The organism is Pseudomonas sp. NCCP-436 (assembly GCF_019656335.1).
Taxonomy (GTDB): domain Bacteria; phylum Pseudomonadota; class Gammaproteobacteria; order Pseudomonadales; family Pseudomonadaceae; genus Aquipseudomonas.
In genome coordinates this window covers 52644-73805 of sequence record NZ_BPLZ01000004.1, presented here as the reverse complement: position 1 = coordinate 73805, position 21162 = coordinate 52644, and the positions used below count along the sequence as shown (strand labels likewise).

The window sequence follows — 21162 nt, the reverse complement described above, 5'->3', positions numbered from 1 at the left end:
TGTTATTCTCCGTCCTTCAGTACGTCAGGTTGGTAGGCACGGTGGAATCCGTTGTAGGACTCGCTGTTCTTGGCTTTGCCCAGGGTCCAGGCGCGGGTGCCGAGGCTGGCCGCGCCGTCGATGCGCACAGTGTTGCCACTGATGAAGTTGGCGCCCGGGGTGAGCAGAAATACGATGGCTGAGGCGATTTCCGCCTCGGTGGCGATGCGCTGCAACGGCACGTGATCCTTGAGGTTGCGGATCATGTTCTTCATCGCTTCGGGGTAGGTGTCCATGCCGCTGGAAGCCACCCAACCGGGCGCTACGGCATTGACCCGTACGCCCGCATGGCCCCACTCGTAGGCAGCGGTTTTGGTGAAGTTGTCCATGCCGGCACGCGCCGCACCGGAGTGCCCCATGCCGGGCATGCCGCCCCACATGTCGGCGAGCATGTTGACGATGCTGCCGCCATGCTTGCTCATGCTTTGTACGAACACTTCCTTGGCCAGCAGAAAACCGCCGACCAGATTGGTGCGTACCACGGTCTCGAAACCTTTCTGGTTGATTCCTACCAGCGGCGCCGGGAACTGGCCGCCGGCGTTGTTGACCAGGTGATGGATGCGTCCGCGTTCGGCGATCACGGCTTTAACCATGGCCTTGACCGACTCTTCGTCGCGGATGTCACAAACCTGAAAACTGACGCTGCCGCCGTCTTCAGTGATTTCAGCCGCGGTCTTTTCCAGTTTGTCCGGCTTGCGGCCAACCAGCACCACATGCGCGCCCAGATGCGCCAGCTCGTGAGCGACGCAGCGACCGATGCCGCTGCCGCCACCGGTGACCAGGATGGTCTGTTCGGCGAACAGGCCGGCCCTGAATACGGAGTCGTATGCCATTGTCGTTATCGTCCTCGTCGTAGGATGGACAACCGCGAAGCGTTGTCCACCAGGATCTGGTGGATGGGTGAAGCGTCATCCACCCTACAAAGTCTCAGCCAATGCACGCGGCACCGGCACGGGGAATTCCAGCAGTTGCTGGGCGAACGCCTTGCCTTGCGGGTCGATACGCAGGCTGGCCACGCCACCACCGCCCAGGGCGTTTTCCAGGAGGAAGTTCAGGCTGTGGGTGGCCGGCAGGTACCAGCGGCTGACGCGGCCCTTTTCGGCGTCGAGCAGATGGCCCATCCAGCCGGCGACTGCCTCGCAGCTCAGGGCCTGGGCGATCCACGGCAGGTACTCGGCTTTACGCGCCATCACGCCGATGTTGCTGTGATTGCCTTTGTCGCCGGAGCGGGCTACTGCCAGTTTGACCAGCGGCACCGAGACCGTGGCGCTGCCTTCGGCGGTCGGGATAGCGGCTTCGGCGGCGATTTGAGCAGCGTCGAAACGGCCGACCTCAGGCAGGGCAACCGGTGTGCGTTCGCCGCCGATTTCCACTTCCAGATTGCAGGCCGCTTTGTCCACCAGGAAGCTGAACAGGCGGATGATCGGGTACACGGTAGGGCGACCACCGACAATGCCGGTCAGGCCTGGTGCCATGCCGGTGGAAGCCTGGGCGATCTCGCGGGAGAACAGCACCAGCGCTTCTTTTTTGGCATGACTGACCGCGAGTTTGAGCACCACTTCGCGGGTGTCGCCGCGCTGACCGCGAGCCCCATAGGTGGCTTCGGTGCCCAGCAGTTCGATATTGACCTCGCGGTAAGGCCCCCAGCCGCGCTCGATAAACATCTCGTTGGTTTTGTTGATGATGGCCTGACTGACGCGTTCGGCCTTGTCGCGCGCATCGATACCGGCCAACAGGCAGCTGGCGGTGCAGCGGAAGCCGTCCGGGTGCGTGGCGCTGACTTTGTACGTGTCGGTAGGTGCAAGACCTTTGGCGCCGCTGACGTGTACGCGGTTTTCGCCGACTTGCTCAAGCTTGACCTGAGTGAAGTCACACACCACGTCGGGCAGCAGGTAAGCACGCGGGTCGCCGATTTCGTAGAGCATCTGCTCGCCGACGGTGAACGGCGTGACCAGCCCGCCCGTGTTGGCCGGTTTGGTGATGACGAACTGGCCATCGGCTTCGATTTCCAGCACGGGGAAGCCGATGTGCTCGTAGTCCGGCACGTCGCGCCAGTCGGTGAAGTTGCCGCCGGTGCTTTGTGCGCCACATTCGACCAGATGGCCGGCGAGCGCAGCTTGCGAGAGCTTGTCGTAGTCCTGCCAGCTCCAGCCGAACTCGTGCACCAGAGCGCCGGAGACCACGGCACTGTCGACCACGCGGCCGGTGATGACGATATCAGCGCCTTGCTCCAGCGCGGCGGTGATGCCCGGAGCGCCCAGGTAGGCGTTAACCGAGACGCAGAACGGCGGCAGCGAGGCGCCGGTGAACATTTCCTTGGTGCCGGCTTTAGCCAGCTCGCCGAGCTTGGTTTGCAGGTTGTCGCCATGCAGAACGGCGATCTTGAGGTTCACGCCGGCCTTTTCACAGGCGGCGGCCATGGCGGCAGCGCAGGAGGCGGGGTTTACGCCACCGGCGTTGGAGATGATGCGGATCTTTTTCTCGGCGATTTCGCCCAGCAGCGGCGCCAGCACTTCGATGAAGTCGCGGGCGTATCCTTCTTCGGGTTTTTTCATGCGGGCGCCGGCCATGATCGACATGGTGATCTCGGCAAGGTAGTCAAACACCAGATAATCCAGTTCGGCACCCCGAACCAGTTGGGCGGCGGCGGTGGAAGTATCACCCCAGAATGCGGAGGCGCAGCCGATGCGCACGGTCTTGGTCATTGGAATTGGCCCGTCACACAATGAAAAGGTAGAACAACACTACCAAGCAAGCGCTTGGTTGAAAAGTGGGTGGGGATGGCATAACAGCCAAAAGTGCGCCCAAGCGCTTGCTTGGTATCGCTGTCAGGCATAAATTTCACCCTAACGACAAGCACTTGCCGGCGATTGCTCCAATCAGGATTAACGCGGCGACCATTTGCAGAGACGGGGAGATGCCAGCGTGGATGAACAGAATGCCCGAGCGGTGATGCAGACGCTGGTCGACAGCGGACAACTGACCGATCCGGAGAGTGCACGTGGCAAGCTGCTGCAGAAGGCCGCCCACCTGTTTCGCAGCAAGGGCTACGAACGTACTACGGTGCGTGACCTGGCCAGTGCCATCGGTATCCAGTCAGGCAGCATCTTTCATCACTTCAAGAGCAAGGATGAAATCCTGCGCGCAGTGATGGAGGAGACCATCATCTACAACACCGCCTTGATGCGAGCCGATCTGGCGGCGGCCCGGGGAACCCGCGAGCGTCTACTGGCACTGATTCGCTGCGAACTGCAGTCGATCATGGGCGGTACTGGTGAGGCCATGGCTGTACTGGTGTACGAATGGCGTTCGCTCTCGGCGCGTAGTCAGGCCCAGGTGCTGGCGTTGCGCGACACTTACGAGCAGATCTGGCTTGAAGTACTGAACGAGGCGCGCGAGGCCGGTTTCTTTAAAGGGGATCCATTCATTCAGCGACGCTTTCTCACCGGCGCGTTGAGCTGGACTACCACCTGGTTCCGTCCGGATGGCCCGATGACTCTGGATCAGTTGGCCGAAGAAGCTCTTTCGCTGGTCTGTAAAGAGTCCTGAAGGGCTCTATCGATGCGCCCTGGGAAGCAAAAAACCATCTAGTCGGTCAGGCCTGTACTGGAGTAGGCTGCCAGCTGTTGAGCAGCAGAAACTTCGGAGGAGTCTCAATGCGCCATTCGCGGTGCTGGACGCGAGCCTGGCTGGGAGCAATGAGCCTGCTGTTTGTGGCTTCGCTGTCTGCAGCGGAAACCGTTCGGGTAGGGGCGGCCCATTTCCCCCCCTATGTGATCAAGTCCGACCTCAACCAGGCCACCGGGCTGCTGCCGCAGTTGCTTGATGCGCTCAACGATGTTCAGCAGGACTATTACTTCACCCTGCTGCCCACGGCCATTGTTCGGCGTTTTGGCGATTTACAGCGCGGGCGTATCGACATGGCCATTTTTGAAAATCCCGCATGGGGCTGGCAGGGAATCGACGCCTCAGCGGTCGATATGGGCCTGGAAGATGCCGAGCTATTCGTTGCGCTCGACATAAGCGGGCGTGATCAGGATTATTTCGAGCAACTGCAGGAGAAGCGCCTGGCTCTGTACCGGGGCTACCATTACGGATTCGCCGGTTTCCGCAGCGATCCCGACTACCTGATCAATACCTTCAACGCCAACCTCGGACATTCCCACGACAGCAACCTGCTGATGGTGCTGCGCGGACGGGCCGATATTGCTTTAGTGACACGTTCCAATCTGTACGATTTCATCCGACGCAATCGAGACAAGGCTCGGCAATTGCTGATCTCCAATCGCGTTGACCAGATATACCGTCACCACGCCATGCTGCGCAACGGCGCTCCGATTTCCCCGGAGCAGCTCACCGTGCTGTTTGAGCAACTTCGTGCTTCCGGAGCGCTGACGCGGATATTTTCGCCTTACCGGATTGCCGTCATGCCCGTAGCAGTGGACGGCTCGGCAGGGCCGCCGGCAACCGCCAGACGCTAGCGTGGTCTGCCTTGTCGGCAAATGCCATCGTTTGATAATGCAGGGCTGCCGGCGAACGGTTGAGAAATCATCAGCTTGCCCGGCAGAGCCGGCAAACTGTAGCGATAGCGCTTGAGAATACAGCGCGTTGTTCAGCGCTCCTGCCGATCCTTGGCATCCTGTTCGGCATTACGTTCTCGGATGCGTTTGAGTTGTTCCTCGGTCAGTGGCAGCTTTCTGGCCGTGTCACGTAGCAACAGCAGGCTGCCAAGGATGGATCCCAGGGCCAGAATCAGGATAAGCCAGGCGTACCAGGGCATGATTGACTCCTTCGGGTGGTCTTATTTCACCATACTCGCTTGCCGGCAACTTGTCAGGGCGTGGTGGGCCGCACGCAGGCGCGGAACCTTTGCGCTACAATGCGCGGCGTTTTTACCTCCGCCGAGACCTGCCTATGCCAGCCTGCCAGACTCCGATCATTGTTGCCCTCGATTTTCCCGGCCGTGAGGCCGCCCTGAAGCTGGCCGACAGGCTCGATCCGGAACTGTGCCGAGTCAAGGTAGGCAAGGAACTGTTCACCCGCAGTGGCCCGCAGGTGGTCGAAGCGCTGCAGGCGCGTGGGTTCGAGGTTTTTCTCGATCTGAAATTCCACGATATTCCCAACACCACCGCCATGGCAGTGCGCGCTGCTGCCGAGCTAGGCGTATGGATGGTCAATGTGCACTGCTCAGGAGGGCTGCGCATGATGGCTGCCTGTCGCGAGGAACTGGAGCGGGGCTGCACCTCGAAACCCTTGCTGATCGGGGTGACGGTACTGACCAGTATGGAGCAGCAGGATCTGGCCGGTATCGGTCTGGATGTGCCGCCGCAGGAGCAGGTGCTGCGCCTGGCCGGGCTGGCGGCCGATGCGGGTCTGGATGGTCTGGTCTGCTCGGCACAGGAGGCCAGGGCGCTTAAGGTGGCACAGCCGTATCTGCAACTGGTGACCCCGGGGATTCGTCCAGCCGGCAGCAGTGCTGACGATCAGAAGCGCATTCTCACTCCCCGCCAGGCTCTGGAAGCTGGTTCCGACTACCTGGTGATTGGCCGGCCGATCAGCCAGGCGGCTGATCCGGCTGATGCGCTGGCGGCTGTGGTCGCTGAACTACGGGGTTGAGCAGGCAGGGCAGCTGACTCATCAGTCGCCTGCATGGCTTGTCACTTGTCTGTCTGATAATGCTGCCCCGGCTGTCGGGTGTCCGCTAGTCTAGACTGCCTGCCAGATTCGCTAACGGCAGGGCTGGCCGGCTGGCATTTGCCGCCAGCTGCAGGTTTCCTTCCGGCACGAGAATAACAAGATGACTGCAAGCCTTCTGAGCACTCTGTTCCTTCCCCTGGCCCTGGGCATCATCATGCTTGGCCTGGGGCTTTCCCTGACCCTTGCGGACTTCGCCCGGGTGGTCAAATACCCGCGACCGGTGCTGATCGGGCTTGGCTGTCAGATAATCCTGCTGCCGCTGGCCTGCTTTCTCCTGGTTCAGGGGATGCAACTGGAGGCTGCGCTGGCAGTTGGCATGATGTTGCTGGCTGCTTCGCCCGGCGGCACCACGGCGAACCTCTACAGCCATCTGGCGCATGGTGATGTGGCACTAAACATCACTCTGACGGCGGTCAACTCGGTAATCGCTATTCTCACCATGCCGCTGATCGTGAACCTGTCGCTGATGTATTTCATGGAGGGTGATCAGGCCATTCCGTTGCAGTTTGCCAAGATTATCCAGGTGTTCCTTATCGTTTTGGGGCCGGTGGCCATCGGCATGTGGGTTCGCAGCCGTTTTCCCGGTTTTGCGGCGCGTATGGAGCGGCCGGTAAAGATCATGTCGGCACTGTTTCTGGCGCTGATCGTGCTTCTGGCGGTGATCAAGGATTGGCAGACCTTTGTCGATTACGCGCCGCTGGTAGGCCTGGCGGCTCTGAGTTTCAACCTGCTGAGCTTGGCGGTGGGGTACTTCGTGCCGCGCCTGCTGAAGCTGTCGCAGCGTCAGGCTGTTGCCATTGGCATGGAGATTGGCATTCACAACGGCACACTGGCCATTGCCCTGGCACTGAGCCCGATGCTGTTGAACAATCCGACCATGGCTATTCCTGCGGCGCTCTACAGCATCATCATGTTCTTTACTGCCGGGTTGTTCGGCTGGTGGGTCAACCGCGTGCACGGTGCGGTATTGGCGCGGGAAGCAGCCGAGCAGGGCTGAGCGAGCGGTCTTCAATCGCGATAGAAGACTTGGATCAGGTGATAGCCGAACTGGGTCTTTACAGGGCCATGCACCTCGCGCAGTGGTTTCTTGAAAATCACCTGATCCACTGCTCGTACCATCTGCCCTGGACGTACTTCCCCCAGGTCGCCACCTTTCTTGCCGGAAGGGCAGGTTGAGTATCGGCGCGCGAGTACGTCAAAGGCTTCGCCGGCTGCAAGGCGTTTCTTCAGAGCAGCAGCTTCCGCTTCGGTCTTGACGAGTATGTGGCGGGCCATAGCTTTTGCCATTGATGAGATCCTCAATTTCTTCGGTCGGCTATTGTGCCCGCATTCAGCCGGATTTGTGGCCGTGCGCGGTTGCCTGAATAGAGGCTTCGGGGTTATTTCGCCAGGGTATGAAGGTAGGGATAGGCCTTGCGCAGGTGCTGACTGATCCCCTCGCGTTCCATTTCTGTGATGGCGGTGCGCAGAGCCGAGACCAGTTCGTCGTCGCAGTTCTTCGAGCAGGCCAGATACAGCCCCGTCTCAACCAGTATTGGGCTGGCATTCAGAGGCCGGCTGCCAGGCTGCGCGTCCTTCCAGATGTACAGCGCTTCCGGCACGCTGGTGAATCAGGCATCGATACGGCCCTTTTCCAGCATCCATGCCGGGTTCTCGCCGAGCTTTAGCTGGACGATCTGGCTTTCGCTGAAACCCTGTTGCTTGAGTATCTCCGCCTGCGGAGTACCCAGTCCCACGCCGATACGCTGGTAGCGCTGAAGGGCTTCGGCAAAGCTGCTGACAGGCTCGTCAAGGCTGAAGAAGGCGCGCTCCAATATCATCAACGGGGCGATCCAGGTGTATTGCTCCTCGCGTTCCGGTGTGCGCGACAGTGGAACGATCAACAGGTTGCGGCCGCTGGCGACTCGCATTTGTGCCCGGGGCCAGGGTTCACCCTCTATCCGTACCAGCCGGCCGCTACGTGCCAGCGCCGCCAGCACGATGTCTCCGGTCAGGCCGTGATGGCTACCTTGATTCAGCAGCGTCAGCGGTGGCGCGTCCGGCATATAGAGATGCACGGGATCCTTGGCCAAAGCAGGCGCAGCAAGGCAGAGCAGGGCGAACAGCAGAAAGAAGGGTTTGTGCATGGCGGGCATCATGTCGGTTACAAAACCTTGCTGGTCACTTCTAACGTGCGACAGGACCCTATTGTTGCAGCTCTGCAAGGTCACGATACAGCTCCAGCGCCTCGGGGTTGGCCAGTGCATCGGTGTTTTTCACCGGGCGGCCGTGAACAACATTGCGCACTGCCAGTTCGACGATCTTGCCACTGATGGTGCGAGGAATGTCTCGAACCTGAATGATCTTCGCCGGCACGTGGCGAGGAGTGGTGTTGCTACGGATCATTTGGCGGATCTCCTCGCGCAGGGCATCATCAAGCTGTAGTCCGTCACGCAGACGAACGAACAGCACTACTCGCACATCGCCTTGCCAGTCCTGGCCAATGGCCAGCGACTCTAGCACTTGCGGTATCTTTTCCACCTGTCGGTAGATTTCTGCAGTGCCGATACGCACGCCGCCCGGGTTGAGCACTGCGTCGGAGCGACCGTGGATCACCAGGCCGGCGTGCTCTGTTTCCTCGGCATAGTCGCCATGCGCCCAGACGCCCGGGAAGGTGTCGAAGTACGCCGCTCGGAATTTATCGCCATCCGCATCGTTCCAGAAGCCCACCGGCATCGAGGTGAAATGCCGGGCACAGACCAGCTCGCCTTTCTCACCAATGATCGGTTTGCCACTCTCGTCCCACACCTGTACATCCATGCCCAGACCCTTGCACTGCAGCTCGCCCCGCCAAACCGGCAGCGTCGGGTTGCCGAGGGCGAAGCAGGAAACGATATCGGTGCCGCCGGAGATCGAGGACAGGCAGAGGTCGGCCTTCACGTCGCGATAGACGTACTCGAAGCTCTCGTGGGCCAGCGGCGAGCCGGTGGAAAGGATGGCCTTCAGGCGCTCCAGCTTATGTGTCTCGCGCGGTTTGGCGCCGGCCTTTTCCAGGGCGGCGAGGAACTTGGCACTGGTGCCGAAGATGCTGATGTTCTCGGCGTCGATCAGGTCGATCAGGCGCTCGGCGGAAGGGTGGAACGGCGAGCCGTCGAACAGCACCAGTGTGGCGCCCAGGGCCAGGCCTGAGACCAGCCAGTTCCACATCATCCAGCCGCAGGTGGTGTAGTAGAACAGGGTGTCGTCAGTGTGTAGATCCGTGTGTAGCCCCAGCTCCTTGACGTGTTGCAGCAGGGTGCCGCCGACCCCGTGGACGATGCACTTGGGCACCCCGGTGGTGCCGCTGGAGTAAAGGATGTACAGCGGATGTTCAAAGGGAATCTGTGTGAACTGCGGTTCACCGCTGTTCTGATAGAAGTCATGCCAGAGACTCACGCGTGCCGTCGAGCGGTAGTCCAGGGCGCTGGCCTCGGGGCGCGAGTAGGGCACCACCACCAGTTGTTGCAGCGAGGGCAGGCGTTCGAGGATTTCGTTGAGCTTGTCGGTCAGATTCAGGTTCTTGCCGGCGTAGCGATAGCCGGCAGCGGCAATCAGTACCTTGGGTTCGATCTGACCGAAGCGGTCGATCACCCCCTGGGTACCGAAATCCGGCGAGCAGGATGACCAGGTGGCGCCCAAGCTGGCGCTGGCGAGCATGCCGACCACCGTCTGCCAGGTGTTGGGCATGAAGGCGGCCACGCGGTCGCCAACCCCGACGCCAGCCTCGCGCAGGCTGCGCTGCAGACCGGCGACATGGGCCGCCAGTTCGGCATAGGACAACTGCTCGCGGGAGCCGTCCTCGCCGATGGCGATCAGCGCCGGATGCTCGTCGCGGCGACGCAGCAGGTGCTCGGCGAAGTTCAGGGTGGCTCCGGGGAACCACTGGGCACTGGGCATGGCCGCTCCTTCGCGCAGTACCGCCTCGGGCTGTCTGGCGAAACGTACTTCGAAGAAATCGACGATGGCCTGCCAGAACGCCTCGCGCTGCGTCACGCTCCAGGCGTGCAGGGCCGGGTAGTCGGCCAGTTGCAGGCCGTGACGTTGATTGATGAAGCGACGGAACGCATCCATGCGGGTGGTGGCGATGCGGTCGGCAGAGGGGGTCCAAAGCGGTTGCGACATAGCGGATTCCGGATTTGATTCTTGTTGTAGGGTGGATGTCGTTTTTTACATCCACCGGCCGGGTAGTGGAAAACGCTTCGCGGTTTCCATCCTACAGGTTTGCATCGATACAGGTTATTGGGCGAGCCAGCCGCCGTCCATGTTCCAGGCAGCACCGCGCACCTGAATGGCGGCGTCGCTGCAGAGGAACAGTGCCAGTTCGCCAAGCTGCTCGGGTGTGACGAAGTCCAGCGAAGGCTGTTTCTCGGCCAGCAGGTCGTGGCGTGAGCGGGCGATATCGCCGTCGACGGCACGACTGTCGATCTGCTTCTGCACCAGCGGCGTTAGTACCCAACCCGGGCAAATGGCGTTGCAGGTGACACCGGAGATGGCGGTTTCCAGCGCCACGCTCTTGGTCAGGCCGACCAGGCCGTGCTTGGCCGCAACATAGGCGCTCTTGCCGACCGAAGCGGCCAGTCCGTGGGCCGAGGCGATGTTGATGATCCGCCCCCAGTTGCGTTTACGCATGCCCGGCAGTGCCAGGCGCGTGGTGTGAAAGGCTGAGCTGAGGTTGATGGCGATGATGCTGTCCCAGCGCTCCACCGGGAGTTCCTCTACCGGCGCCACGTACTGGATGCCGGCGTTGTTGACCAGAATGTCGATGGCGCCGAACTGCTGCTCGGCGAACTGCATCATCGCCTCGATCTCCTCGGGCTTGCTCATGTCGGCTGGATGATGGCGCACCTGGACTCCGTTAGTGGAGACGGTCGCGATGGCCGCCTCCACGTCGCCGAAGCCGTTTAGTACCAGGTTGGCACCGGCTTCGGCCAGTTTGAGGGCTATCCCTAATCCGATGCCGCTGGTGGAGCCTGTGACCAGGGCGGTCTTGCCTTGCAGATTCATGTTTGTCTCCTTTGTCACTTTACGCTCAGACGATGCCGGTGGCGTAGAACACGCCGATGACGAAGAACACCGCCAGGGTCTTGATCAGAGTGATGCCGAAGATGTCCTTGTAGGCCTCCCGGTGGGTGAGGCCGGTCACCGCCAGCAGGGTGATCACAGCGCCGTTGTGCGGCAGGGTGTCCATGCCGCCGGAGGCCATCGAGGCGACCCGGTGCAGCACTTCCAGCGGGATGCTGGCGGCGTTGGCGGCGGCGATGAAGGTGTCGGACATGGCTGCCAGGGCAATGCTCATGCCGCCGGAGGCTGAGCCGGTGATGCCGGCCAGCAGGGTGACGGTGATAGCCTCGTTGACCAGCGGATTGGGGATGTTCTTGAGTGCGTCGGCCAGTACCAGAAAGCCCGGCAGGGAAGCTATCACCGCACCGAAGCCGTACTCCGACGCAGTGTTCATCGAGGCCAGCAGGGCGCCGCCGACGGCGGTCCTGGTGCCTTCGGCCAGTCGCGTGCGGATGGCGCCGAAACCGCAGATCAGCACCATCAGAATGCCCGCCAGCAGCGCTGCCTGCACCGCCCAGATGCCGGTGAGCTTGGTTACTTCGCTGCTCAGTGGTGTGGTCATGCCGGCCAGTTGCACCGTGTGGGTCTGGCCGTAGAACTGCGGAATCCAGTGGGTGAACAGCAGGTTGGAAACGCCCACCAGCACCAGCGGCGCCAGCGCCAGCCAGGGGTTGGGCAGGGCGATGTCCTCGGCGGTCTCCGGCTCGTTGCGTAGTTCGGTGCCGTAGCCTTCACCGGCATGGCGCGCCTTGTTCAGCTGGCGGTTGAGATAGAACATGCCGACGACGAAGACGAACAGAGTGCCGATCACGCCCAGCCAGGGGGCCGCCCAGGAAGTGGTGCCGAAGAAGGTGGTGGGGATAATGTTCTGGATCTGTGGGGTGCCGGGCAGGGCATCCATGGTGAAGCTGAACGCGCCGAGGGCGATGGTGGCCGGGATCAGGCGCTTGGGGATGTTGCTCTGGCGGAACATCTCGGCGGCGAACGGGTACACGGCGAACACCACCACGAACAGCGACACGCCGCCGTAAGTGAGCAGCGCGCAGACCAGCACAATCACCAGCATCGCCTGGCCGGTGCCGATCATGCGGATGGCGGTGGCGACGATTGCCCGGGAGAAACCGGATAGCTCGATCAGCTTGCCGAACACTGCGCCGAGCAGAAACACCGGGAAGTAGAGTTTGATGAAACCGACCATCTTTTCCATGAACACGCCGGTGAACACCGGCGCTACGGCAGACGGGTCAGTCAGCAGGACGGCGCCAAGGGCGGCGATGGGGGCGAAGAGGATGACGCTGTAGCCGCGGTAGGCGGCGAGCATCAGCAGGGCAAGGGCCGCGAGGGCGATGATCACGCTCATGGAGCTATCTCCTGGCGCCGCGTGGTGCGCGGCTGATTGTTGTTGTCGGCACCCGGAGCGGGTGCGGGCAGGAGATAGCGAAATCCATGCCAACTATTTAAGTTATTGAAATTAAAGGATTAATTCTGCCCCATCGAAGGAACTAGAAAGCCTTTTGTCTCAGACTTGAGAATTTTCCCTGGGTAATCGCCGCAAAGTCCCGTTCTCAACGCCTGTCTCTATTATGAGAAAGTCTCCATTTCAGGACGAAAGGCCCAGGGCGACCATCTTCTTGTACAGGGTCGAGCGGCCCAGTCCCAGGCGCGCGGCGGCCTGTTGCACGTTGCCGGAGTGCTCCGCCAGGGCCTGGCGGATCAGTTCGCGCTCGAAGGCTTCGCGGGCGGCATGGAAGTTGCCGACTGCAACCTGTGGCGTGGACGTCGCCGGGCGCTGCTGCGGCAGCGGCACCAGGCGGCCGATGGCCGAGCGCAGGGCGGCGGCGCCCAGGCGGGGTTCGTCGCTGAGCAACGCTGTGCGTTCAAGCACGTTGCGCAGCTCGCGCACGTTGCCGGGCCAGGCGTGGCTGGCCAGCAATGCCACGGCCTCGGCGTCGAGCTCATGATGACCGGGGATCTCATCGAGGATGGTCTCGCACAGCGCCGGCAGGTCGTCGAGGCGCTCGCGCAGCGGCGGCAGCTGGATCGGCAGGACGTTGAGGCGGTAATAGAGATCGGCGCGGAAGGTCCCGACCTGGATGGCCTGCTCCAGATCCAGCGAGGTAGCGGCGATCAGGCGAATGTCGCTGCGCCGCACTTCGTTGGAGCCGACTGCTTCGAATTCCTTCTCCTGCAGCACGCGCAGCAGCTTACTTTGCAGGGCCAGCGGCATGTCGCCTATCTCGTCGAGAAACAGCGTGCCGCCCTGGGCGATCTGCAGCTTGCCGGGGCGGCCCTTGCGGTCGGCACCGGTGAAGGCCCCCGGCGCGGTGCCGAAGAATTCGGCTTCCAGCAGGCTCTCCGGAATGGCTGCGCAGTTGACGCTGACGAAGGGCCGGTGGGCCCGTGGCGAGGCGCTGTGGATGGCGTGGGCCAGCAGTTCCTTGCCGGTTCCGGTTTCGCCGAGCAGCAACACCGGTGATTCGCTAGCTGCGCTGCGCCGGGCACGGCGCTTTACTTCCAGGCTGGCGGCGCTGTTGCCGATGAAATGGGCGAAGCTGTATTTGGCCTGGCGCGCCTGCAGCAGCGAACGGGTCGAGGCCAGCTCCTCCTGGATCTGCATGAAGCGGGTTACCAGCGGCGCAAGGTTCTTCAGCTGGTCGAACAGGGCAAAGCCGATGGCGCCGATGACCTCGCCGTCGTCGTCGTGCACCGGCAGGCGCATCACCACCAGTGGCCCGCCGGGCGTGTCGAGCATGTCCAGCAGGATCGGCTCGCCGGTTTCCACTACCTGGCGCAGCAGACTGGAGGGAATCACTTTCTCCACGTCCTGGCCGATGGCCTGGTTGGCTTCGTCCAGGCCATAGCGGCGCGCGTAGCGCTCGTTCATCCAGACGATACGTGCGTCACGGTCGACGATTACCGTGCCTTCGCTGGACTGTTCGACGATCTCGAACAGCGAACGAATCGCCAGCAGGCGCACATGCTGGTAGTCACGCAGGGTAGCGGTATTTTTCATCGAGGTTCGCTTCTGCCTGGTCAGGTGTTGAGGTCTGCTTTGAGGGAACGGCGTTGGCCGCGAATTTTGCGAATGAATCCGCTCCTGAAGGTGCGCGGGAGCCTAGCGACTCGCCAGCCGAGCGCGCGCCACGCGCGAGCCGTTGGCCTTGCCCAGCACCTCACAGATGCGCGCGCCGGCGTCGATCAGTCGATCCAAGTCGATCCCGGTGTCGATGCCCAGACCCTGCAGCATGTACAGCACGTCCTCGGTGGCGACGTTGCCGGTGGCGCCCTTGGCGTAGGGACAGCCGCCCAGACCTGCGACCGAGCTGTCGAACACGCTGATGCCCTCGAGCAGGCTGGCGTAGATATTGGCCAAGGCCTGGCCATAGGTGTCGTGGAAGTGCCCGGCCAGCAGGTGGTGCGGTACCTCGCGGGCGACCGTCTCGATCAGTTGACGGGTCTTGCCGGCGGTGCCGGTGCCGATGGTGTCGCCCAGTGATACCTCGTAGCAGCCCATGGCGTACAGCTCGCGGGCCACGGCTGCGACCTGGGCCGGGGCGATTTCGCCATCGTACGGGCAACCCAGCACGCAGGAAACATAGCCTCGTACGCGCACGTTCGCCGCCCTGGCGGCCTCCATCAGCGGGATGAAGCGCTGCAGGCTCTCGGCGATGGAGCAGTTGATGTTCTTCTGCGAGAAGGCCTCGCTGGCTGCGGCGAACACTGCCACTTCCTCTACCTTGGCTTCCAGCGCGGCTTCGAAACCCTTGAGGTTTGGTGTCAGCGCTGCGTAGGTGACCCCCGGGCTGCGCTGAATGCCGGCAAACACCTCGGCGCTGCCGGCCATTTGCGGTACCCATTTGGGCGAGACGAAGCTGCCCACTTCGACATAGCGCAGTCCGGCAGCGGACAAGTCATTCACCAGGCGCACTTTGTCGGAGACGCTGATGGGTTGTTTCTCGTTCTGCAGACCGTCACGCGGGCCAACTTCGACCAGGCGGACGGAGGAGGGTAGGCTCATCGGATTTCCTCAATGCTTTCCGGGGGCAGTGGACAGATCCACCAGGCAATTGCTGAATAGGGTGCGCCGAGCTGGGTGACGGGAGCAAGCACGGGGCGGTGGATACGAAGGGCTGGTGGACATAAAAGACGAGTCCACCCTACGTTGGCAGGCGTAGGGTGGATGTCGCTCTTCCTTCACATTCAACCCCCGTAATCGAAGTGCGTGGTTATTCCAGCTCCACCAGCACGGCGCCTTCGCTGACCATTTCCCCTTCGCTGCAGTACAGCGCCTTGACCGTACCGGCCTCGGCGGCGCGGATGCTGTGCTCCATCTTCATCGCCTCCAGCACTACCAGGGCGGTGCCAGCCTCGACTGCCTGGCCCGGTGCGACCAGCACGCGCACAATACTGCCGTTCATCGGCGCACTCAGGCCGCCATGCTGCACATGGCTGGCTTCGGCGGCGGCGATGGGATCGAAGCGGGTGACGGCATGCAGTTCGCCGGCCCATTGCAAAAACAGCGTATCGCCACGGCGGATGGCGCACAGGCGCTGGCGCGTACCGTCGATTTCGGCCAGCAGTTCCTCGCCCTGCAGACGGGCGAGCTGGCGCGCACGCACCTTGCGCTCACTGCCCTGGCAACTCAGGTGCAGGTCGATTTCCGCCGGGCCACCCGAGCGCCAGCCACTACGGCCGGCCCAGGGCGAGTGGGCATCGTCGGCGCGTTGCAGCGGAGTTTCGCTCTGTACCCAGGCATCGGCGGCCAGATTCCAGAAGGTTTCCGGCAATTCACCGACTTCCGGCAGCAGTTGCTGCTGGTGGCGCGGGATAAAGCCGGTGTCCAGCTCGGCGGCGGCGAAGGCCGGGTGAGCCAGCACGCGACGCAGGAACGCCAGGTTGGTGCGCACGCCGCCGACCCGGATTTCCTCGAGCATGGCCAGCAGGCGCAGGCGCGCTTCCTCGCGGTTCTCGCCCCAGGCAATCAGCTTGCCCAGCATCGGGTCATAGAACGGTGAGACCTCGTCGTCCTGTTCGACCCCGCTGTCTACACGGCGGCCGTCGCCGCTGGCGGACTCCCGGTACAGCGCAAGCTTGCCGGTGGCCGGCAGGAAATCGTTGTCCGGGTCTTCGGCATACAGCCGCACCTCGATGGCGTGGCCATTGAGCTGTACCTGTTCCTGGGTGATCGGCAGCGGCTCGCCGCGGGCGACACGGATCTGCCAGGCGACCAGATCGAGGCCGGTGATGGCCTCGGTGACCGGGTGTTCCACCTGCAGGCGGGTGTTCATCTCCATAAAGAAGAATTCGCCGCGCTCGTCGAGCAGGAATTCCACGGTGCCGGCGCCGACATAGCCGATGGCCTGCGCCGCCTTGACCGCCGCCTCGCCCATGGCGCGGCGCAGCTCTGGCGTCAGGCCGGGGGCCGGAGCTTCCTCAACCACCTTCTGGTGGCGGCGCTGGATCGAGCAGTCGCGCTCGTTGAGGTACAGGCAGTTGCCGTGACGGTCGGCGAACACCTGGATCTCCACGTGACGCGGTTTGAGCACGTATTTTTCCACCAGCATGCGCGAGTCGCCGAAGGCCGACTGAGCCTCGCGCTGGGCCGACTCCAGCGTCTCGGCCAGCTGTGCTTCGCTTTCCGCCACCTTCATGCCCTTGCCGCCACCGCCGGCGGCGGCTTTCAGCAGCACCGGGTAGCCGATGCGTTGGGCGGCGGCGCGGAAGGTTTCGTAGTCCTGCGCTTCGCCGTGGTAGCCCGGCACCAGCGGTACGCCGGCCTGTTCCATCAGCGCCTTGGCTGCCGACTTGCTGCCCATGGCTTCGATGGCCGAGGCGGGCGGGCCGAGAAACACCAGCCCGGCTTCTTCGATGGCGCGGGCGAAGGCGGCGTTCTCCGAAAGAAAGCCATAGCCCGGGTGGATGGCCTGAGCGCCGCTGGCCTTGGCGGCGGCGATGATCCTGTCGATCAGCAGGTAGCTTTCGGCGGGCTTGGCGCCGCCGAGATTGACCGCCACATCAGCTTCGCGCACATGGCGGGCGTTGGTATCGATGGCACTGTGCACGGCTACGGTACGCAGGCCCATGGATTTGGCCGTACGCATGACGCGGCAGGCGATTTCGCCACGGTTGGCAACCAGCAGGGTGTCGATATGCGTGTGGCTCATACTTGCGGCTCCTGCCAGGCTGGTTGGCGTTTTTCCAGGAAGGCACGCAGGCCCTCCTGGCCTTCAGCGCTGACGCGCAGGCGGGCGATGGCGTTCTCGGTGTAGCGGCGCAGGGCCGGGCTCAGTTCGCCACTGCCCACTTCGCGCAGCAGATCCTTGCTGGCACGCATGGCTTGCGGGCTGTTCTGCAGCAGGTTGGCCACCCAGGCCTCGACCTGCGTCTCCAGTTCGGCGGCCGGATAGCATTCGGCGAGCAGGCCCAGTTCACGGGCACGTTTGCCGTCGAAGCGCTCGGCGCTCAGCGCGTAACGCCTGGCGGCGCGCTCGCCGATGGCCTGCACGACGAAGGGGCTGATCACCGCCGGGGCCAGGCCGATACGCACTTCCGACAGCGAGAACAGGCTGTCCTCGGCGCCGATGGCCATGTCGCAGCAACTGGCCAGGCCCACCGCGCCGCCGAAGGCCGCGCCCTGTACCACAGCCAGGGTCGGAATTTTCAGGCCGTGCAGGTTGTACATCAGCTCGGCCAGTTCGCGGGCATCGCTCAAGTTGGCGTTGTAGTCCAGCTCGGCCGCGTGCTGCATCCAGGCCAGGTCGGCACCGGCGGAAAAATGCCGGCCGCGCCCGCGCAGCAGGAGAAAGCGCAGGCTCTTGTCTTCGCCAACGGCGTCGAGGGCGAGAATCAGCTCGCGGATCATCTCGGCGTTGAAGGCGTTGTTCTTTTCCGGACGGTTCAGCCACAGGGTGGCGAAGCCGCGCGGGTCTTTCTCAAGCTGTATGGTGGTGAAGTCGGTCATCAACGGCTCCAGGCATTCTGTTATTGCCCTTTCCCGAGAGCGGGAGGGGGTGTCGGTAATTACATCCGGAACACGCCGAAGCGGGTCGGCTCGATCGGCGCGTTGAGGCTGGCCGACAGGGCCAGGGCCAGTACCTCGCGGGTCTGCGCCGGATCGATCACTCCGTCGTCCCACAGACGGGCGCTGGAGTAGAAGGCGTGCGCCTGCTGCTCGTACTGCTCGACGATGGGCTGCTTGAGGCGCTGTTCGTCCTCGTCACTGAAGGCCTGGCCGGCGCGCTGCGCCTGCTCGCGCTTGACCTGCACCAGCACGCCGGCGGCCTGCTGCGCACCCATCACGCCGATCCGCGCATTGGGCCACATCCACAGGAAACGCGGATCGTAGGCGCGGCCGCACATGCCGTAGTTGCCGGCGCCGAAGCTGCCGCCGATGATCACGGTGAATTTCGGCACCTGGGCACAGGCCACCGCGGTGACCAGCTTGGCGCCGTGCTTGGCGATGCCGCCTTCTTCGTACTTCTTGCCGACCATGAAACCGGTGATGTTCTGCAAAAACAGCAGCGGGATGCCGCGCTGGCAGGCCAGCTCGACGAAATGCGCGCCTTTCTGCGCCGATTCGGCGAAGAGAATGCCGTTGTTCGCCAGGATCGCCACCGGGTAGCCGTTGATGCGGGCGAAGCCGCACACCAGGGTGGTGCCGAACATTGCCTTGAATTCGTCGAGCTGTGAGTCGTCGACGATGCGGGCGATCACCTCGCGTACGTCGAACGGCTGCTTGGCGTCGGCGGGAATCACCCCGTACAGCTCCTCGGCCGCATAGCGCGGGGCGATCGGTGCGCGGCAGTCGAGCTGGCCGAGCTTGCGCCAGTTGAGGTTGGCGATCGAGCGGCGGGCCAGGGCCAGCGCGTGTTCGTCGTCCTCGGCGTAGTGGTCGGCCACGCCGCTGGTCTTGCAGTGCACGTCGGCACCGCCCAGTTCCTCGGCGGTCACCACCTCGCCGGTGGCGGCCTTCACCAGTGGCGGGCCGGCGAGGAAGATGGTGGCCTGGTTGCGCACCATGATGGTCTCGTCGCTCATGGCCGGCACGTAGGCGCCGCCGGCGGTGCAGGAACCCATGACCACGGCGATCTGGGGAATCCCCATGGCGCTCATGTTGGCCTGGTTGAAGAAGATGCGGCCGAAGTGCTCGCGATCCGGGAATACCTCGTCCTGGCGCGGCAGGTTGGCGCCGCCGGAATCCACCAGGTAGATGCACGGCAGACGGTTCTGCTGGGCGATGGTCTGCGCACGCAGGTGCTTCTTCACCGTCAGCGGGTAATAGCTGCCGCCTTTTACCGTGGCATCGTTGGCCACGATCATGCATTCGACGCCCTCGACGCGGCCGATGCCGGCAATTACGCCGGCAGCCGGCACGTCCTCGCCGTAGACCTCATGGGCGGCCAGCTGGCCGATCTCGAGGAACGGCGAGCCCGGGTCGAGCAGGCGGTTGATGCGTTCGCGCGGCAGCAGCTTGCCGCGCGCGATGTGGCGTTCCTGGGCCTTGGCGCCGCCGCCTTCATGGACGCGGGCGAGCAGGGCGCGCAGGTCGTTCACCTGGGCGAGCATGGCCGCCTGGTTGGCGGTGAACTCCGGTGAACGGGTATTGATCTGGGTATGCAGGATGGCCATGACTGGGGTCCCGTAGGGTGGAAAACCCGCGAAGCGGTTTTCCACCGATAGATCCATTGGTGGAAAAGGCCTTTGGCCGTTTTCCACCCTACGTATCACTTGGTTTCGTTGAACAGCTCGCGGCCGATCAGCATGCGGCGGATTTCGCTGGTGCCGGCGCCGATCTCGTATAGCTTGGCGTCACGCAGCAGGCGGCCGGCCGGGTATTCGTTGGTGTAGCCGTTGCCGCCGAGGATCTGAATGGTGTCCAGCGCCATTTTCGTTGCCATCTCGGCGGTGTAGAGGATCACCGCGGCGGCGTCCTTGCGCGATTCCTCGCCGCGGTCGCAGGCCTTGGCCACGTTGTACAGATAGGATTTCGAGGCGTTCATGCCGGCGTACATGTCGGCGATCTTGCCCTGGATCAGCTGGAATTCGCCGATGGACTGGCCGAACTGGCGACGCTCGTGAACGTAAGGCACCACCACGTCCATGCAGGCGCTCATGATTCCGGTCGGGCCGCCGGAGAGCACGGTGCGCTCGTAGTCCAGGCCGCTCATCAGTACCGCCACGCCACGGCCTTCGGCGCCGAGAACGTTCTCTTCCGGCACTTCGCAGTCCTCGAACACCAGCTCGCAGGTGTTGGAGCCGCGCATGCCCAGCTTGTCCAGCTTCTGGTGGCGGGAGAAGCCCTTGAAGTCGCGCTCGACGATGAAGGCGGTGATGCCCTTGGAGCCGGCGTTGATGTCGGTCTTGGCGTAGATCACGTAGGTGTTGGCATCCGGGCCGTTGGTGATCCACATCTTGTTGCCGTTGAGGATGTAGCGGTCGCCGCGCTTTTCGGCGCGCAGCTTCATCGACACCACGTCGGAGCCGGCATTCGGTTCGCTCATGGCCAGCGCGCCGATATGTTCGCCGGAGCAGAGCTTGGGCAGATATTTGCGTTTTTGCTCTTCCGTGCCGTTCTTGTGGATCTGGTTGACGCACAGGTTCGAGTGCGCGCCAAAGGACAGACCCACCGAGGCAGAGGCGCGGCTGATTTCCTCCATCGCCACCACATGTGCCAGGTAGCCCATGTCAGTGCCGCCGTATTCCTCCTTCACGGTCATGCCGAGCAGGCCCATGTCGCCGAACTTGCGCCACATGTCCATGGGGAACTCGTTGTCGCGGTCGATCTGCGCGGCGCGCGGCGCCAGCTCGGCCTGGGCGAACTGGCGAACCGAGTCGCGCAGCATGTCGATGGTTTCACCGAGACCGAAGTTCAGGGAGGGATAACTCATAAGGCACCTGTAATTGTTGTTGGCGGTAGCAGAGGGTTATTAACGCTTGGTTTGTTCGAGTGCGGCCAGGCAGCGCTCTTCGGCGGTGTCCAGTTCCAGCTGCATCTGCTGGATGTCCAGCAACTGCTGCTGCAGTTGCGCGCGACGTGTGGCGATCTTCGTCATGAAGGTTTCCAGCTGCTTGCGGTTGCCGCTGGCCGGGTCGTAGAGATCAATCAGCTCCTTGCACTCGGCCAGGGAGAAGCCGATGCGCTTGCCGCGCAGGATCAGTTTCAGGGTGACCAGATCCTTGGGCGTGTAGATGCGCTCCTGGCCACGCCGCTCGGGGGCGAGCAGGCCCTGCTCCTCGTAGAAGCGGATGGCGCGGGTGGTGATGTCCAGTTCGCGGGCCAGATCGGAGATGGAGTAGGTGGTGGCCATGGTCTTCGCTCGTTTACCTTTACGTTAACGTAAACCTGTG

General features: G+C 63.0%; 20 protein-coding genes. 4 read left to right on the top strand and 16 right to left on the bottom strand.

Annotated features, from left to right (window positions below; translation table 11 throughout):
- Positions 1-2 precede the first annotated feature (2 nt).
- On the bottom strand, positions 3-872 hold the full coding sequence (locus NCCP436_RS06175) for an SDR family oxidoreductase (RefSeq protein ID WP_220803045.1): 870 nt from the start codon (positions 870-872) through the stop codon (positions 3-5).
- A gap of 84 nt (positions 873-956) precedes the next feature.
- Positions 957-2744, bottom strand: a complete 1788-nt coding sequence (locus tag NCCP436_RS06170; protein ID WP_220803043.1) for an acyclic terpene utilization AtuA family protein — start codon at positions 2742-2744, stop codon at positions 957-959.
- Positions 2745-2964: 220 nt separating this feature from the next.
- Between NCCP436_RS06170 and NCCP436_RS06165 the strand changes: the two genes are divergently transcribed.
- A complete protein-coding gene (locus tag NCCP436_RS06165) occupies positions 2965-3588 on the top strand; it encodes a TetR/AcrR family transcriptional regulator (RefSeq protein WP_220803041.1) in 624 nt (207 codons plus the stop codon).
- Positions 3589-3695: 107 nt separating this feature from the next.
- A complete protein-coding gene (locus tag NCCP436_RS06160) occupies positions 3696-4520 on the top strand; it encodes an amino acid ABC transporter substrate-binding protein (protein WP_220803039.1) in 825 nt (274 codons plus the stop codon).
- 131 nt (positions 4521-4651) lie between these two features.
- Here the strand turns inward: NCCP436_RS06160 and NCCP436_RS06155 are convergent, their stop codons facing one another.
- A complete protein-coding gene (locus tag NCCP436_RS06155; protein WP_220803037.1) occupies positions 4652-4819 on the bottom strand; it encodes a DUF2897 family protein in 168 nt (55 codons plus the stop codon).
- Positions 4820-4953: 134 nt separating this feature from the next.
- On the opposite strand from NCCP436_RS06155, the gene pyrF reads away from it, so the two are divergent.
- Positions 4954-5655 carry an orotidine-5'-phosphate decarboxylase gene (gene pyrF, locus NCCP436_RS06150; RefSeq protein ID WP_220803035.1) on the top strand — a complete coding sequence of 234 codons (702 nt, stop codon included), beginning with the start codon at positions 4954-4956 and terminating at the stop codon, positions 5653-5655.
- A 181-nt stretch (positions 5656-5836) separates the two neighbouring features.
- Entirely contained in the window at positions 5837-6733 is an 897-nt protein-coding gene (locus NCCP436_RS06145) for a bile acid:sodium symporter family protein (RefSeq protein ID WP_220803033.1), read from the top strand.
- An 11-nt stretch (positions 6734-6744) separates the two neighbouring features.
- Here NCCP436_RS06145 and NCCP436_RS06140 read toward each other — a convergent pair whose 3' ends face one another.
- The 13 genes from NCCP436_RS06140 to NCCP436_RS06085 form a co-directional block, all read right to left on the bottom strand.
- Positions 6745-7023, bottom strand: coding sequence for a peptidylprolyl isomerase (locus tag NCCP436_RS06140; RefSeq protein ID WP_220803031.1), 279 nt, complete (start codon positions 7021-7023; stop codon positions 6745-6747).
- A gap of 92 nt (positions 7024-7115) precedes the next feature.
- On the bottom strand, positions 7116-7337 hold the full coding sequence (locus tag NCCP436_RS17610) for a hypothetical protein (RefSeq protein ID WP_259651453.1): 222 nt from the start codon (positions 7335-7337) through the stop codon (positions 7116-7118).
- 9 nt (positions 7338-7346) lie between these two features.
- Positions 7347-7862 carry an ABC transporter substrate-binding protein gene (locus tag NCCP436_RS06135; protein WP_259651452.1) on the bottom strand — a complete coding sequence of 172 codons (516 nt, stop codon included), beginning with the start codon at positions 7860-7862 and terminating at the stop codon, positions 7347-7349.
- Between the two features lie 58 nt (positions 7863-7920).
- Positions 7921-9876 carry an acetoacetate--CoA ligase gene (locus tag NCCP436_RS06130; protein WP_220803029.1) on the bottom strand — a complete coding sequence of 652 codons (1956 nt, stop codon included), beginning with the start codon at positions 9874-9876 and terminating at the stop codon, positions 7921-7923.
- 114 nt (positions 9877-9990) lie between these two features.
- The gene (locus tag NCCP436_RS06125) at positions 9991-10758 is read right to left on the bottom strand and encodes a 3-hydroxybutyrate dehydrogenase (RefSeq protein WP_220803027.1); all 768 of its coding nucleotides are present in this window, start codon (positions 10756-10758) and stop codon (positions 9991-9993) included.
- A 25-nt stretch (positions 10759-10783) separates the two neighbouring features.
- Positions 10784-12175: a GntP family permease gene (locus tag NCCP436_RS06120; protein WP_220803025.1), complete on the bottom strand. Its 1392-nt coding sequence runs from the start codon at positions 12173-12175 to the stop codon at positions 10784-10786.
- A gap of 240 nt (positions 12176-12415) precedes the next feature.
- Positions 12416-13828, bottom strand: a complete 1413-nt coding sequence (locus NCCP436_RS06115; protein WP_220803023.1) for a sigma-54-dependent Fis family transcriptional regulator — start codon at positions 13826-13828, stop codon at positions 12416-12418.
- A gap of 102 nt (positions 13829-13930) precedes the next feature.
- The gene (locus NCCP436_RS06110; RefSeq protein WP_220803022.1) at positions 13931-14833 is read right to left on the bottom strand and encodes a hydroxymethylglutaryl-CoA lyase; all 903 of its coding nucleotides are present in this window, start codon (positions 14831-14833) and stop codon (positions 13931-13933) included.
- A 208-nt stretch (positions 14834-15041) separates the two neighbouring features.
- Positions 15042-16979, bottom strand: a complete 1938-nt coding sequence (locus NCCP436_RS06105; protein WP_220803019.1) for an acetyl/propionyl/methylcrotonyl-CoA carboxylase subunit alpha — start codon at positions 16977-16979, stop codon at positions 15042-15044.
- Positions 16976-17776 (bottom strand): gamma-carboxygeranoyl-CoA hydratase, encoded by an 801-nt coding sequence (locus tag NCCP436_RS06100; protein ID WP_220803017.1) that lies wholly within the window; start codon positions 17774-17776, stop codon positions 16976-16978. Before NCCP436_RS06100 ends, NCCP436_RS06105 begins: the two co-directional genes overlap by 4 nt.
- A gap of 59 nt (positions 17777-17835) precedes the next feature.
- Positions 17836-19443: a carboxyl transferase domain-containing protein gene (locus NCCP436_RS06095; RefSeq protein WP_220803015.1), complete on the bottom strand. Its 1608-nt coding sequence runs from the start codon at positions 19441-19443 to the stop codon at positions 17836-17838.
- 95 nt (positions 19444-19538) lie between these two features.
- Positions 19539-20702 (bottom strand): isovaleryl-CoA dehydrogenase, encoded by a 1164-nt coding sequence (locus tag NCCP436_RS06090; protein ID WP_220803013.1) that lies wholly within the window; start codon positions 20700-20702, stop codon positions 19539-19541.
- Positions 20703-20741: 39 nt separating this feature from the next.
- Positions 20742-21122, bottom strand: coding sequence for a MerR family DNA-binding transcriptional regulator (locus NCCP436_RS06085; RefSeq protein ID WP_220803012.1), 381 nt, complete (start codon positions 21120-21122; stop codon positions 20742-20744).
- Positions 21123-21162: the final 40 nt, after the last annotated feature.

Coding starts and splice junctions, on each gene's coding strand:
- NCCP436_RS06155 (WP_220803037.1), bottom strand. CDS start 4,819: ATGCCCTGGTACGCCTGGCTTATCCTGATTCTGGCCCTGGGATCCATC.
- NCCP436_RS06170 (WP_220803043.1), bottom strand. CDS start 2,744: ATGACCAAGACCGTGCGCATCGGCTGCGCCTCCGCATTCTGGGGTGAT.
- NCCP436_RS06130 (WP_220803029.1), bottom strand. CDS start 9,876: ATGTCGCAACCGCTTTGGACCCCCTCTGCCGACCGCATCGCCACCACC.
- NCCP436_RS06085 (WP_220803012.1), bottom strand. CDS start 21,122: ATGGCCACCACCTACTCCATCTCCGATCTGGCCCGCGAACTGGACATC.
- NCCP436_RS06115 (WP_220803023.1), bottom strand. CDS start 13,828: ATGAAAAATACCGCTACCCTGCGTGACTACCAGCATGTGCGCCTGCTG.
- NCCP436_RS06110 (WP_220803022.1), bottom strand. CDS start 14,833: ATGAGCCTACCCTCCTCCGTCCGCCTGGTCGAAGTTGGCCCGCGTGAC.
- NCCP436_RS06095 (WP_220803015.1), bottom strand. CDS start 19,443: ATGGCCATCCTGCATACCCAGATCAATACCCGTTCACCGGAGTTCACC.
- NCCP436_RS06145 (WP_220803033.1), top strand. CDS start 5,837: ATGACTGCAAGCCTTCTGAGCACTCTGTTCCTTCCCCTGGCCCTGGGC.
- NCCP436_RS06175 (WP_220803045.1), bottom strand. CDS start 872: ATGGCATACGACTCCGTATTCAGGGCCGGCCTGTTCGCCGAACAGACC.
- NCCP436_RS06160 (WP_220803039.1), top strand. CDS start 3,696: ATGCGCCATTCGCGGTGCTGGACGCGAGCCTGGCTGGGAGCAATGAGC.
- NCCP436_RS06100 (WP_220803017.1), bottom strand. CDS start 17,776: ATGACCGACTTCACCACCATACAGCTTGAGAAAGACCCGCGCGGCTTC.
- NCCP436_RS06090 (WP_220803013.1), bottom strand. CDS start 20,702: ATGAGTTATCCCTCCCTGAACTTCGGTCTCGGTGAAACCATCGACATG.
- NCCP436_RS06105 (WP_220803019.1), bottom strand. CDS start 16,979: ATGAGCCACACGCATATCGACACCCTGCTGGTTGCCAACCGTGGCGAA.
- NCCP436_RS06125 (WP_220803027.1), bottom strand. CDS start 10,758: ATGAATCTGCAAGGCAAGACCGCCCTGGTCACAGGCTCCACCAGCGGC.
- pyrF (WP_220803035.1), top strand. CDS start 4,954: ATGCCAGCCTGCCAGACTCCGATCATTGTTGCCCTCGATTTTCCCGGC.
- NCCP436_RS06120 (WP_220803025.1), bottom strand. CDS start 12,175: ATGAGCGTGATCATCGCCCTCGCGGCCCTTGCCCTGCTGATGCTCGCC.
- NCCP436_RS06140 (WP_220803031.1), bottom strand. CDS start 7,023: ATGGCAAAAGCTATGGCCCGCCACATACTCGTCAAGACCGAAGCGGAA.
- NCCP436_RS06135 (WP_259651452.1), bottom strand. CDS start 7,862: ATGCACAAACCCTTCTTTCTGCTGTTCGCCCTGCTCTGCCTTGCTGCG.